This window comes from Gilliamella sp. B2828 (assembly GCF_026537125.1).
In the GTDB taxonomy this organism is placed as follows: domain Bacteria; phylum Pseudomonadota; class Gammaproteobacteria; order Enterobacterales; family Orbaceae; genus Gilliamella.
In genome coordinates this window covers 169643-184238 of record NZ_JAFNMU010000001.1, presented here as the reverse complement: position 1 = coordinate 184238, position 14596 = coordinate 169643, and the positions used below count along the sequence as shown (strand labels likewise).

The window sequence follows — 14596 nt, the reverse complement described above, 5'->3', positions numbered from 1 at the left end:
AATTTTTATTAGGTAATATAAAAGGCACCTAAGTGCCTTTTATATAGGGGTTAAGAGATTAGAATTGGTAAATTAAACCAACACCTAACACATCTTTAGTACCTGGTTTGTTTTTGTGACCGCGAGAATTTTCAGTATTGTTTGCAGCACCGACATCTTTACGATCAAGAAGATTGAATTTATATTCAACAATCGCGCTAAAGTTTTTATTTAGATCATAAGTTGCACCTAAAGAAACATATTTAGCTAAAGGTGAGGTTGATGAATGATCTGCATAACGATAATGATCAATACTTTCTTTATGTTGTACGTAAGCTAAAGATGGAGTTAAGCGACCCACATTTAAATCAATACCATACTGTGCAACTAATTCAAAACCTTTGATTTTTTCATCAGAAATATATCTATTACCATTAGCATTGTTAGTTACAATCCATTTATTTTTAATTTTGGTTTGGAAATAGTTAGCAGCTAAATATAAATCATAATTTTCATATTTAAGACCAGTAGTCCAAGTGCTATGGCGATGATCGCTTGAAGTTGATTGAGCATAACCTGCACCTGCTGTTAAACCTGTATCAAAAATACGCCATTGAGCATTAAGACCATAAGCTTCTCTTGATTCACCACGAACTGAATCTTCAGTTTGTGAATTATCACCGTTATCAGCATATTGTAATGCAAAACTGATATCATCAGCTAAACCAAATAGATTGTTGTTACGATAAGTTGCAACCGCTTTAGTACGAGCTGAAAGCACGTTCCAATCATTATTCGCTGCATCACCGCCAAATTGTGGTAATACGTCAGTATAAGCAGTGATTGCTTTTAAAACACCATCGTTACGACCATAATCGAATGAACCTAAGTCACCAAAGTTTAAACCAGCAAACGCATAACGAACTTCGTTTGAAGAATTTTTACCTGCTGCCGCTTCATATTCCCAACGACCGTATCCAGTCACGCTATCAGTGATTTGCGTTTGACCAGACATACCTAGACGAGCTGAAGTATCATCACCTTCATTTTTTTGACCACGGTCAGTGATGTTGTTAGCTGCTTTTACTCGACCATAAAAGTCAACTTTGTTGCCGTCTTTGTTCCATACTTCGATAGAAGCGTTTGCACCAGCTGCAACTAAAAGTGCAGGAATAGCGATTGCTAATAGATTACGTTTCATTTTTTACCCTCATGGTTATTTTATTGCTGACACAGTCCATAGGATTTGAGTCAATTTCTACTACGATGATTATTCATCCAAAAATAATATTTTTGTCTATTATTTTTATCCAATTTTCATAGCAGAGTGAATTATGTCTAAATTTAACTTAAAATCAAGTGAACTTTTCGTTAAACATGATGTCTAATGTCAAAAAGGGGTCTGTTTGACTAATTTTTATACTTTTTTGAATCTGTATTGTGCTTTTTTCATCTAAACCGACTTAAAATCGGTTTAGTGTATGAAATATAATCAGTTTAGAAGTTTGCGTTACGCGGGGTTCTTGGGAATGGAATAACATCTCGGACATTTTGTACACCAGTAACATAGACAATTAAGCGTTCAAATCCAAGACCAAAACCAGAGTGAGGGACTGTGCCATAACGACGTAAATCACGATACCACCAGTAATCTTCTTTTTTAAGACCCATTTCGTCCATACGTTTATCTAACATATCTAAACGTTCTTCACGTTGTGATCCACCAATGATTTCACCAATGCCTGGTGCTAACACATCCATTGCAGCCACAGTTTTACCATCGTCATTCATGCGCATATAAAATGCTTTAATATCTTTAGGGTAATTTTTAACAACAACTGGCGCTTTAAAATATTGCTCAGCTAAATAACGTTCATGTTCTGAGGCTAAATCAATACCCCAACTCACTGGATTTTCAAATTGAGCATCACAATTTTGTAAAATGGTGATGGCATCGGTGTAATCAACTTGTGCAAAATCAGCCTTAATAAAGTTTTCTAGACGATTAATCGCATCTTTATCAATATGTTGAGAGAAAAATTGCATATCGTCAGCTCGTTTTTCGAGTACTTTCTTAAATACATATTTCAACATGTCTTCAGCGAGTTTAGCGTTATCATCAAGATCAGCAAACGCAACTTCTGGCTCCATCATCCAAAACTCAGCTAAATGGCGTGTAGTATTTGAGTTCTCAGCTCTAAAAGTTGGACCAAAAGTATAAACTTTTGAAAGCGCACATGCATAAGTTTCAGCATTTAATTGACCAGATACCGTTAAAAATGCTTCTTTACCAAAAAAGTCTTTATCGTAATCAATTTTACCGTTATCGTTTTTCGGAAGATTTAACATATCAAGCGTTGAAACACGAAACATCTCGCCAGCACCTTCGGTATCCGAAGCGGTAATAATTGGCGTAGAAAGCCAAAAAAAGCCACGTTCGTCAAAAAACTGATGAATAGCCTGAGCAAGAGTGTGACGAACACGCGTAATTGCACCGACAATATTAGTTCTTGCTCGTAAATGGGCAACTTCACGTAAATATTCAATTGAGTGACGTTTAGCCGCCATTGGATACGTTTCAGGATCGTCAACAAAACCATATACATCAACCTGCGTTGCTTGTAATTCGTATTTTTGTCCCTGCCCTGGTGATTCCACAACTTTACCAGTGACTTTAACCGAGCAACCCGCGGTTAAACGCAAAATATCTTGTTCATAATTAGGTAAGTTATTTTCGATAACAGCTTGAATAGGCGAAAAGCAAGAGCCATCATAAACTGCTAAAAATGAAATACCTGCCTTAGAATCACGGCGAGTTCTTACCCAGCCTTGAACGGAAACGGTGCTACCAACAGCGATTTTGCCTTGTAACACATTAACAATAGGTGCAACTGAATTCATTTTATTATCCATCTCTACATTAATTTGTTTAATTAAATTTTAAGTTATACTAATATATTTTAACGATTTCCCATAATAGAATGGAATCAATACCCCAATTAAAAAAGTTTTATTTTGGATTTATATTTATAAGATTAATAATAAGTTATTATTAATATTTAACGTTGAAAGTTCGTTTTAACTCATCAATAAAATTTAAATCTTGAGATATTGTTTTACCTGGACTGTCAGATAATTTAGCTACAGATTGATTATTGCATTGCGTTAATTTAATTACAATATTCAATGCTTTGGTATTCACTTCAGTTGAAGGAATATCACACGCCAAAAAACCACCTATACCAAATGACAGTTTTACTCGATGATTAAAATGGTTATAAATTTTAATAGCTTTATCAAAATTTAAACTATCAGAAAAAACAAGTAATTTAGTCTTAGGATCTATCCCTAATTTTTGATAATGTTTAATCGCCTTTTCACCCCATTCAATAGAGTCCCCCGAATCATGACGAAGACCTTGATAACAAGAAGCAAAGTGATGATCGAAATCACGCAAAAAAGCATCCATGGTAATACAATCAGTTAAAGCAATATCTAAATCATGAGGATACTCGTCTAACCAAACTCGAAGCGCATCTTTTTGGCAATCTTTCAAAATTGGACTTAATCGTTGATGCGCTTGAAACCATTCATGAGCTTGTGTTCCAACAGGCGTTAACCCCAAACGATAAGCAAGTAAATAGTTGCTGGTGCTATGAAAATTTTCAAAATTATCTTTCAAATAGCTAACAACGGCTTCTTGCACCGCAAACGAATAACGCCGACGCGTACCAAAATCCATTAAATTAAAATCAGACTTATCCATATTAGCCGTTTTTTCATTAAATTGAGCTAATTTATCTTTCAGCCTGGCAATGGCCTCCGGTACGCCAATTTGTGGAGAACGAGCCTTATGTACAATTTCACTAATTACCGCAAGTAAGGGGACTTCCCATAAAATAACATCTAACCATTTACCTTCAATCGAAATTTCAAGCATGCCATCTTCGTTTTTAATGGTGAGTAAATCACTATTAAAGTGCCAATTTTTAAGCCAATTTAAATAGTCAGATTTAAAAAAAGGAATGTCAGATAAATAATTAAATTCATCATCCGTAAGTGATAATGATTCCATTAATTTTACTTGATACATTATTTCATCAGCATAGTGCCCTAATAAGTCATCACTACGACATCGGAACTGCGCAACGACGGTTGCATCAGGGTAATGATGAAAAACGGCTTGTTGCATATGCAACTTATATGCATCAGTATCTAAAATTGATGTAATTATTGCTGGTAACATATGTATCTATTATTACTACTATAAAGAAAATTCCTCAGATTATAGCAGAATAATAGTGAAGAGATAGATTAATTATGTAATAAGATTGTTTTTAATCAGCTATAATACTCACTAAATAGAAGATAGATTAAATACCAACCAAAAAGGTCATGACAAAATGAATACCAAAACAGCGGAATTACAACCCATTGCCAAATATCGTCTTGATTATAAAGCACCAGATTTTACTATTACTGACATCGATCTTGATTTTGATTTAGCAGCTGACATCACGACAGTCATAGCTCGCAGTCGTGTTGTGAAAAAAAACAAGCAAGCAAAAGATCTCATTTTAGATGGCGAAGACCTTAAGCTCATTTCGATCAATATTAACGAACAACCATGGCAAGACTATCAAATTACTAAAACAGGGTTAATCATTCAAAACGTTCCAAGTGAATTTATACTCACCATAGTTAACGACATTAAACCAATTGATAATACGGGATTAGAAGGACTATATGTTTCGGGTGAAGCGCTATGTACTCAATGTGAAGCTGAGGGATTTAGACATATTACCTATTATCTTGATCGACCTGATGTCCTTGCTCGATTTTCAACTCGAATTACCGCCAATAAACAAAACTACCCTTACCTACTTTCTAATGGTAACCGTATTGCACAAGGTGAACTTGCTGATGGACGTCACTGGGTTCAATGGCAAGACCCTTTTCCTAAACCAGCCTACCTATTTGCTTTAGTTGCAGGTGATTTCGACATCTTAAGAGATCAATTTACCACTCAATCTAATCGTAAAGTTGATTTAGAAATTTATGTCGATAAAGGTAATTTAGACCGTTCACATTGGGCTATGGCCAGCTTAAAAAATTCTATGCGCTGGGATGAAACACGTTTTGGATTAGAATACGATTTGGATATTTTTATGATTGTCGCCGTTGATTTTTTCAATATGGGAGCAATGGAAAATAAAGGTCTGAATATCTTTAATTCCAAATATATATTAGCCAAACCAGAAACTGCAACCGATACGGACTATTTAGGAATAGAAGGTGTCGTTGGTCACGAATATTTTCATAATTGGACCGGTAATCGCGTCACTTGTCGAGATTGGTTCCAACTTAGCTTAAAGGAAGGATTAACGGTATTTCGCGATCAAGAATTTAGTGCTGATATGGGTTCAAGAGCCGTTAAGCGGATTGATGATGTAAAATTAATGCGCACAGTACAGTTTGCTGAAGATGCAAGTCCGATGTCACACCCTATTCGACCTGACCAAGTCATTGAGATGAATAATTTTTACACAGTAACCGTATATGAAAAAGGTGCTGAAGTTATCCGTATGATGCATACCTTATTAGGAGAAGACAAATTTCAAGCTGGTATGAAGCTCTATTTTGAGCGTCATGACGGTAGTGCAGCAACATGTGATGATTTTGTAGCTGCTATGCAAGATGCATCGGGAATCGACTTAACTCAATTTAAATTATGGTATAGCCAATCAGGAACACCTGAATTAATGGTTACTGACAGTTATGACCCCAAAAATCAGCAGTATACTTTAACTGTTGAACAACATACCCCTGCAACTCAAGATCAAGCAGAAAAACAAGCGCTGCATATTCCACTAGATATTGAATTATATCAACATAATGGCCAAGTGATGACACTACAATATCAAGGAAAACCCATTCACCATGTGTTAAATCTGACGCAGCCTAAACAGCAATTTATTTTTGACCATATTAATGAAAAACCAATTATTTCACTACTACGAGATTTTTCAGCGCCAGTTAAATTGACTTATGATTATCTAGACGATGATCTGATTTTCTTGATGCAACATGCTACTAATGCTTTTAGCCGTTATGATGCATCCCAAATGTTATTGGCAAAATATGTTCGTTTAAATGTCGTAAATTACCAAGAAAATCGTGAATTAACATTACCAGAATCCGTATTAGATGCCTTTAGGGCAGTATTATTATCAGAAACAACTGATCCAGCTCTAATTGCACAAATTTTAACTTTACCGTCTGAAAACGAATTAGCCAATTTATTTAAGGTCATCGATCCAGCCGCCATTTATCAAGTTCGTCAATTTTTATTAAGCCGTTTTGCCAACGAACTGAACGACGAACTCAATGCGGTTTATTTTAATAATAAAGCTGTTGACTATCATATTGAACATATAGATATTGCTAAGCGATCACTTAAAAACTGCTGTTTAACTTTATTAGCCTATGCTGATAATAAATCCCATGCAAACACATTAGTAAGTCAGCAATACTATCAAGCAAATAACATGACTGACTGCTTAGCGGCTTTAACTGTAGCAGTTAAAACGCAACTCGATTGCTCCAATGAATTGTTAACTGATTTTGATGAAAAATGGCATCAAGATGGTTTGGTAATGGACAAATGGTTATCCCTCAATGCAACAAGTCCTGATACCGAGGTGCTATCAACTGTGAAGAAATTATTAACTCACCGTTCATTTTCAATGAGTAACCCAAATCGGATCCGTGCATTAATTGGTGCTTTTGTGAATAATAACCTTGTTGCTTTTCATGCACAAGACGGCAGTGGGTATCATTTCTTAGTTGAGATTTTAACTGAGTTAAACCAAAAAAACCCACAAGTTGCTGCTAGATTAATTGATCCACTGATTCGATTAAAACGTTATGACGAAAAACGACAACAACAGATGCGAACAGCGCTTGAAACATTACTAAAACTTGATAATCTTTCTAAAGATTTATATGAAAAAATCAGTAAAGCCTTAACGGCATAATCAAGAAAAATATCATCCTACATAATCATTGTAGGATAATATAACGGTGTTAGTTGATATTTTTTACTAAAACGTATAGGTAACCTCAAACTTTTTGACAAACATGATAATGAGTTTTTAAATGACAACGACCATAAAATCAATTACACCTGTGGAACTAGCACAGAAAATAGAGGCATCTGAAGAATTATTCTTACTTGATGTTCGTGAACCTAATGAAGTCGACATTTGCAGCATTAATGGGTCAACACACATTCCAATGAATCTTATTCCATTATATTTAGATAAAATTCCAGATGGTATCGATATCGTTATTTATTGCCACCGTGGTGTAAGAAGTTTAAATGTTGCGAATTATTTAGTCGAAAATGGCTTTGATGCCCAAAACCTATATAATCTCACAGGTGGAATTGATGCTTGGGCATCAGTTATAGATAATCAGATGATAAGATATTAAAAAGCCCGTGACTAAACGGGCTTTAGGCGACTAGTTTCCTCTATACTACTATGCATTAATTTGTATTTTGATTTATTCCTTAGGCATTACCCAATAACCATTTTGATTATGTGCTTTCATATAATCTTTGAATTGTTGGGATTGATAAATACGCTTAATATCTTGAGCCCACTGACTATTTTCATTGCCACCGTTTACAACAACCATAATTTCTAAGTCAGGAATAATGGTTTCTAAAAGTAACGCTTTACTTGAGTCAATGTTAGCTGAATAAACGATACTTCCTGGTATTACCGCAAAATCAACCTCATTCATTACACGGGGTATGTTCGCTGAATCCATTTCAATAATCTCAATCCCGGCAATATTTTGAGCGATATCATTTTTGCTAACGATGATCGGATCTGTATTGTCTTTCAACTTAATCCAACCTGCTTTTTCTAATAAGTTATAAGAACGGGCAGCATTTGATGCATCTTGTGGGATCGCAACTTTAGCGCCCGCAAACACTTGATCTAATGAGGTATATTTATTCGAAAATATGGCAGCTGGTACAGATGGAACATGAACCACAGGCTTTAAATTTGCTTTGCGTTGACTATTAAAAACATCCATATAAGCAGTATGCTGAGCGACGGTTAAATCAATACTTCCTTCGCTTAAAGCTACATCCGATTCAAGCAAATGTGGGAAATTGATCAATTTAACCTTATAACCTTCTGATTCCAATATTGGCTTAACGGCATCTTTAAACAGATCATTATAGGGACCGGGCGATACCCCCATACTGATCTCTTTTTTCGTTTGATTATCGGTTTGCTTGGATGAGTCATTACAAGCATTTATAAAAAATGCTGAACATATGATGAAAACAAGTGATAGGTATTTAAACAATTTTTGTTTGATTAAACATTTTTTCATGTGAGTTACCCTTGATAAGCTATAAACACTTGATACACTCTATCATATAAAAAATAGTTCATTTATTCCAAGTAATTCTATCTTATAACTTTTTGGAATAAGATATAAAAAACGATTATTAGAGAGATAAATAAGCCTATGTTACCGTTAATGCCATCAATCATCATTAATCGTTGGATAAATTATGAGTCAAACTATCGCAAATACTATTCATCAGCTCTTTGTCGAATTACACCAAAATCCTGAACTTTCTAATCAGGAATTTGAAACCACAAAACGATTAAAATCTTATTTACAAAAAGCCAATATCCGCATTTTAGAATTAGGAGCTAAAACGGGAGTGATAGCAGAAATTGGCTCAGGTTCACCAGTGCTAGCATTACGTGCTGATATTGATGCATTGCCTATCAAAGAACAAACTACTTGTGACTACCGCTCAAGAAATCCAGATGTGATGCATGCCTGTGGTCACGATGTACATGCCTCTATTTTAATGGGAGCAGCTTATTTACTAAAAGCACATGAAAACGATTTAAAAGGAACAATTCGTCTACTGTTTCAGCCTGCTGAAGAAAACTTTAGTGGCGCGTTACATTTTATTGAAATCGGCGCATTAAGTGGTGTTGATGCAATAGTAGGGCAACATAATAATCCCAATTTATCCATAAATCAGATGGCATCCTGTGCCGGACCGTTTTCTGCTAACGTCGACCGTATTGAAATTACTGTTAAAGGTGTGGGCGCACATGCAGCAAGACCAGAAACCGGTGTTGATCCTATTGTTGTTGGTGCTCAAATAGTGAATGCCATTCAAACCATATCGAGTCGCAGTATCAGCGGATTAGATGCAGTTATTGTAAGTATAACCAAATTTCAGGGTGGAAATACCTGGAATGTAATTCCCGAAACAGTAGAAATGGAAGGAACGGTTAGAACGCTCACCCCTAAAATTAGAGCTAGAGTTAAACAGCAGTTAACAATTATTACTGAAAATATTGCTTCTGCCCTAGGCGCACAAGCTGAGCTGCGCTGGTTTGATGGCCCACCTTCAATTATCAATGATGCCAAATGGGTGGAATTTGCCAAACAAGTGGCTCAGCAGCAAAATTATGAAATTGTTGATTTTAAACCTCAATTAGGTGGCGAAGATTTTGCTCATTACTTACATCATGTTCCAGGCGCTTTTATTAACCTTGGTTCACAAAGTTCTTATGCTGTGCATCATCCTAAATTTCAAATTAATCGAGATATGATAATGCCTGCGGTTAAATATTTATCTGAACTTGCCCAACAAGCACTCATCCAATTAGCACAAAATAAAAAGCCGGCGGTAAACCATGATTAAATTTGAATGTGTATCAAAACAATACGAGCGTAATGGCATTACTACCCAAGCATTAAATAATATCAACCTAACCATAGCAAAGGGTGATATTTATGGCATTATTGGTTATAGCGGGGCAGGAAAAAGTACACTTGTTCGTTTAATTAACTTTCTTGAAAGGCCCACTCAAGGCAATGTCTTTATTCAAAATCAATCACTCAACCAATTATCTAGTAAAGATTTACGCCTAGTTCGTCGAAAAATCGGTATGATCTTTCAACATTTTAATTTACTCGAGTCGAAAACTGTATTTGAAAATGTCGCCATTCCGTTAGTTCTAATCAAAAAAGATAAACAAACGATTAAACGAAAAGTGAGGGAACTTTTAGAATTTGTGGGATTAAGTGATAAAGCTAATAGTCATCCTAAAGAGCTATCAGGTGGACAAAAACAACGCATAGGTATAGCGCGAGCTTTAGCTAACGATCCTGATATACTGTTGTGCGACGAAGCCACATCTGCGCTTGATCCACAAACCACCCAAGCCATTTTAGATTTAATAAGAAAAATCAATGAAAAATATAAAATAACCGTCGTATTAATCACTCATGAGATGAGTGTGATTGAACGAATTTGTCACAAAGTTGCCGTAATGGAAAAAGGCAGAATTATTGAGCATGGTAATGTGCTTGATGTATTTGGCTATCCGAAACACCATACCACCCAAAATTTTGTCAGCTCTGTGATAAACGATCAAATCCCAAGTGGGGTAATTGAAAATCTATTAAAGATTGAGGAAAACAAAAATAATATCAAATTATTCAAATTGGAGTTTTTAGGACGTTCAGCCTCTGAACCCGTCATTAATTCACTCATATTACAACAAAAAGTCATCGTGAATATTTTATTTGCCCATATGTCAGAAATCGAAAAAACGGTTTTAGGCAGTATGTTTGTTCAATTAAAAGGAGATGATAACCACATTAAAGAAGCGGTACACTATCTACGTGAACGTGATGTTCAAGTGACCGAAATAAAACAATGGGAGATCAACTAAATGCAAATATTAAATAATATATTGAGTTATTTAAGCACGACTTTTGCCACAACGGTCACTTCTGATCAGTTTGTACAAGCCTCTTACGAAACATTGATTATGGTCGTGTGTTCTTTAATATTGGGCTCATTAATTGGCATTCCGCTAGGTATCTGTTTAGTCACAACTCGTCCTTCAGGTCTGCTTGAAAACAGACGGGTATACCGGGTTATCAACCCAATGATAAATTTAGTCCGTTCCTTGCCATTTATCATTTTGCTTGTGGCAATTTTGCCTTTAACAAAGTTTATTGTCGGTAGCTCAATTGGCACCACAGCTGCAATTGTCCCACTGACTTTTTATGTCGCCCCTTACATAGCTCGATTAGTGGAAAATTCGTTATTAGATGTAAAAAGCGGTATTATTGAAGCAGCCCAAGCCATGGGCGCAACACCTATCCAAATAATTTGGCACTTTATGTTACCTGAAGCTTTTAGCTCATTACTTTTAACGCTTACAACCGCCACAATTGGATTAATTGGAGCTACCGCTATGGCAGGTGCTATTGGTGCTGGGGGTATCGGCGATTTAGCGGTTTCATATGGTTATCAACGTTTTGACACCACAGTGACTTATATTTGCGTCTTTATTTTGGTTATTGTCATTCAATTTGTCCAAAGTACGGGTAACTACTTAGCCCGTAAGGCACGCCATGAATAGCTCAATTACGCGTTGATATATAGAGTAAATTACGCTTGTTGATTGCATTAATTCCATTACATGAGTTCAAATTCTATTTTATTGCATATTAATAAAAAATAATGAGTGTAAAAAAGTTTCAGATTAACTATACGTTTGAGTATAAAATATCTGAATAATCAAGTTATAATATCGCTAAAACAGTAAAAACAGACTCACTGATAATGTGTTTAATAGATTTCATTATTTATAAATATCAAGTAAAATAGGCGAAATTTTAATTCTGGTAGTGTAGGAAATCATTGTGACTGATGCATTACAGCAAAATTTGGTTGAAATACACGATATGTCTTTTTATCGTGGAACGCGACCTATTTATAAAAATATGAGTTTGACCGTTCCAAAAGGTAAAATAACCGCTATTATGGGACCTTCTGGAATTGGTAAAACTACACTATTAAGACTGATTGGTGGACAATTAAAACCACAAACAGGACAGATTTTATTTGATGGTGAAGACATACCCACCATGTCCCGCGCAAGGCTATATGAAGTACGCAAACGCATGAGCATGCTATTTCAATCAGGCGCATTATTTACTGACCTATCAGTATTTGATAATGTTGCTTATCCACTGCGTGAACATCTTAGATTACCTGAGCCTGTATTACATAATTTGGTATTAATGAAGTTACAATCCGTAGGACTTCGTGGTGCGGCAAACATGATGCCATCAGAATTATCTGGAGGGATGGCTAGGCGAGCTGCATTAGCTAGAGCGATTGCACTTGATCCAGATTTAATCATGTTTGATGAACCTTTTGCTGGGCAAGATCCCATTTCAATGGGTGTAATAGTTAAGCTTATTTCTGAAATTAACCAATCCTTAGGCTTAACATGCATTGTGGTCAGTCATGATGTAAATGAAGTATTGAGTATAGCCGATTACGCCTACATTGTAGCAGAACAGCATATTATCGCTGGAGGTACCTCAGAGCAACTACGTGACAATAACGATTTACGAGTCAAACAATTCTTGGAAGGACTTGCTGATGGACCTGTGCCTTTTCATTATCCTGCTAATGATTACAAATCGGACCTATGTAGAGGGATAAAATAATGTTGAATTTACTCGAGAAAATTGGGCAATGGTTGATTAATGTGATCGCCCTAATTGGCCGATCAGGAATGATGCTATTTGGTGCATTGATTGGTCAGCCTCAATTTAAAAAACAATTCCCATTACTGATCAAACAATTCTATTTTGTTGGTGTTCAATCACTATCCATTATTATCGTGTCAGGTCTGTTTATCGGCATGGTACTAGCGTTACAAGGTTACTTTATTTTAACAACATTTGGTACTGAAGCCAGTTTAGGGATGTTGGTTGCATTGGCATTATTACGAGAGCTAGGACCTGTTGTTGCGGGACTGCTTTTTGCCGGTCGTGCAGGTTCTGCTTTAACAGCTGAAATTGGTCTTATGAAAGCAACCGAGCAATTATCGAGTATGGAAATGATGGCAATCGATCCGTTACGCCGAATTATCGCTCCACGGTTCTGGGCAGGATTTTTCAGCATGCCTTTTTTAACAGCGATTTTTGTTGCGGTCGGCATCATAGGTGGCGTATTAGTTGGTGTTGATTGGAAAGGGATTGACGCAGGATTCTTTTGGTCATCCATACAAAGTAATGTCGATTGGTGGCATGATTTAGGTAACTGTTTTATTAAAAGTTTCGCATTTGCTATTGCGAGCACTTGGATTGCACTTTTTAATGGATACGATTGTGTACCAACATCGGAAGGAATTAGTCGGGCAACAACTAATACAGTTGTTTATTCATCATTGGTTATTTTGGGGTTAGATTTTATTTTAACCGCATTAATGTTTAGTAATTGAGGTCATTTAACATGAGTCGTAAAGTAGAAATTACAGTGGGATTATTTATGGTGCTGGTTATTGTCTCAGTACTATTCTTATGCTTTAGAGTAACTGACCCAACATCGTTTATCAGTCATAATTCGTATAGAGTTTATGCGCAATTTGATAATATTGGTGGTTTAAAAGTACGCTCACCAATTAAAATTGGTGGTGTTGTTATTGGCCGTGTCAGTAATATAAGTTTAAAAGCTACGAACAATGAAGACTATAAACCTTGGGTAACCATGGATTTAGACACCCAATATAATAAAATTCCAAAATTAAGTGCACTTTCAATTAAAACATCAGGTCTATTAGGTGAACAATTTATCGATATTAACTTTGGATTAGATCAAAGCATAGAATACGATGTTGATGCTTTAGATGCACCGACATCTTTACCAAGTAAGGACAGTCATAATAAAGAAGATATCAATCCTTATCTTGAAGATGGCTCTATTATCTATAACACAAAGCCAGCAGTAGTCATTGAAGATTTAATTGGACAATTTTTATATAGTGCCGGTGGATCATCAGATAAAGATAAAAAACAAGATACTAATGACAATAAGGAGTAACTATGTTAACCAAATTTAAACAAACCTTTTTTTTAGTACTGACTTTAATGATAAGCGCTACGGCATTTGCAAACGATCCATATCAAGATATGCAAGTTGCAGCAGACAAAATTTTTAGTACGATGAAAGCGGAATCATCAACAATTAAATCTGATCCGAACAAACTTAAAGATATGGTCAGAAGGGATTTACTTCCTTACGTACAAGTTAAATATGCAGGGGCATTAATCTTAGGTAGTGCTTATAAATCTGCGACTGAAGCACAACGTACAGCTTACTTCAACGCGTTTGAAAACTATTTAATACAAGCATTTGCTCAAGCGCTATCAATGTACAATGGTCAGAGTTATCAAGTTGAAAAATCAAAAAATTTAGATGGCAAATCACTTGTTTCAATCCGGATATTATTAAATCAACCAGATAAAAATCAACAACCTATCCGTATTGATTTCCAATGGCGAAAAAATACTGTTACTGGTGAATGGAAAGCTTATGACCTAACCGCTGAAGGGGTAAGCATGGTTACCACTAAACAAAACGAATGGGCAACTATTTTGCGCCAAAAAGGGATTGAAGCATTAACCAAACAACTCAATGATCTATCAAATCGCAATATTGATCTTAACGCTAAATAAAAAGGCTATT

Annotated in this window: 13 protein-coding genes; 9 read left to right on the top strand and 4 right to left on the bottom strand. The window is 35.7% G+C overall.

The window, feature by feature from the left end:
- Positions 1-58 precede the first annotated feature (58 nt).
- The 3 genes from J3U19_RS00775 to pncB form a co-directional block, all read right to left on the bottom strand.
- The gene (locus J3U19_RS00775; RefSeq protein ID WP_267339542.1) at positions 59-1180 is read right to left on the bottom strand and encodes a porin; all 1122 of its coding nucleotides are present in this window, start codon (positions 1178-1180) and stop codon (positions 59-61) included.
- 296 nt (positions 1181-1476) lie between these two features.
- Entirely contained in the window at positions 1477-2880 is a 1404-nt protein-coding gene (gene asnS, locus J3U19_RS00770) for an asparagine--tRNA ligase (RefSeq protein WP_267345193.1), read from the bottom strand.
- Positions 2881-3031: 151 nt separating this feature from the next.
- The gene (pncB, locus tag J3U19_RS00765; protein ID WP_267345192.1) at positions 3032-4225 is read right to left on the bottom strand and encodes a nicotinate phosphoribosyltransferase; all 1194 of its coding nucleotides are present in this window, start codon (positions 4223-4225) and stop codon (positions 3032-3034) included.
- A gap of 157 nt (positions 4226-4382) precedes the next feature.
- On the opposite strand from pncB, the gene pepN reads away from it, so the two are divergent.
- Together pepN and J3U19_RS00755 are read left to right on the top strand one after the other, a co-directional pair.
- Entirely contained in the window at positions 4383-7016 is a 2634-nt protein-coding gene (gene pepN / locus J3U19_RS00760) for an aminopeptidase N (protein WP_267339545.1), read from the top strand.
- 121 nt (positions 7017-7137) lie between these two features.
- Positions 7138-7473, top strand: a complete 336-nt coding sequence (locus J3U19_RS00755; RefSeq protein ID WP_267339546.1) for a rhodanese-like domain-containing protein — start codon at positions 7138-7140, stop codon at positions 7471-7473.
- Between the two features lie 72 nt (positions 7474-7545).
- Here the strand turns inward: J3U19_RS00755 and J3U19_RS00750 are convergent, their stop codons facing one another.
- Positions 7546-8394, bottom strand: a complete 849-nt coding sequence (locus tag J3U19_RS00750) for a MetQ/NlpA family ABC transporter substrate-binding protein (protein WP_267345190.1) — start codon at positions 8392-8394, stop codon at positions 7546-7548.
- A gap of 184 nt (positions 8395-8578) precedes the next feature.
- On the opposite strand from J3U19_RS00750, the gene J3U19_RS00745 reads away from it, so the two are divergent.
- The 7 genes from J3U19_RS00745 to mlaC all read left to right on the top strand — a co-directional run bounded on the left by J3U19_RS00745 (position 8579) and on the right by mlaC (position 14586).
- On the top strand, positions 8579-9739 hold the full coding sequence (locus tag J3U19_RS00745) for an amidohydrolase (protein WP_267345188.1): 1161 nt from the start codon (positions 8579-8581) through the stop codon (positions 9737-9739).
- Positions 9732-10775 carry a methionine ABC transporter ATP-binding protein gene (locus J3U19_RS00740; protein WP_267345186.1) on the top strand — a complete coding sequence of 348 codons (1044 nt, stop codon included), beginning with the start codon at positions 9732-9734 and terminating at the stop codon, positions 10773-10775. Before J3U19_RS00745 ends, J3U19_RS00740 begins: the two co-directional genes overlap by 8 nt.
- Positions 10776-11474 carry a methionine ABC transporter permease gene (locus J3U19_RS00735; protein WP_267339550.1) on the top strand — a complete coding sequence of 233 codons (699 nt, stop codon included), beginning with the start codon at positions 10776-10778 and terminating at the stop codon, positions 11472-11474.
- 307 nt (positions 11475-11781) lie between these two features.
- Positions 11782-12573: a phospholipid ABC transporter ATP-binding protein MlaF gene (mlaF, locus tag J3U19_RS00730; protein WP_416380326.1), complete on the top strand. Its 792-nt coding sequence runs from the start codon at positions 11782-11784 to the stop codon at positions 12571-12573.
- A complete protein-coding gene (mlaE, locus tag J3U19_RS00725) occupies positions 12573-13352 on the top strand; it encodes a lipid asymmetry maintenance ABC transporter permease subunit MlaE (protein ID WP_267345185.1) in 780 nt (259 codons plus the stop codon). The genes mlaF and mlaE overlap by 1 nt, the downstream gene beginning before the upstream one ends.
- 11 nt (positions 13353-13363) lie before the next feature.
- On the top strand, positions 13364-13951 hold the full coding sequence (mlaD, locus tag J3U19_RS00720; RefSeq protein WP_267339553.1) for an outer membrane lipid asymmetry maintenance protein MlaD: 588 nt from the start codon (positions 13364-13366) through the stop codon (positions 13949-13951).
- 2 nt (positions 13952-13953) lie between these two features.
- Complete coding sequence (mlaC, locus tag J3U19_RS00715) at positions 13954-14586, top strand: phospholipid-binding protein MlaC (protein ID WP_267339554.1); 633 nt, start codon at positions 13954-13956, stop codon at positions 14584-14586.
- Positions 14587-14596 lie beyond the last annotated feature (10 nt).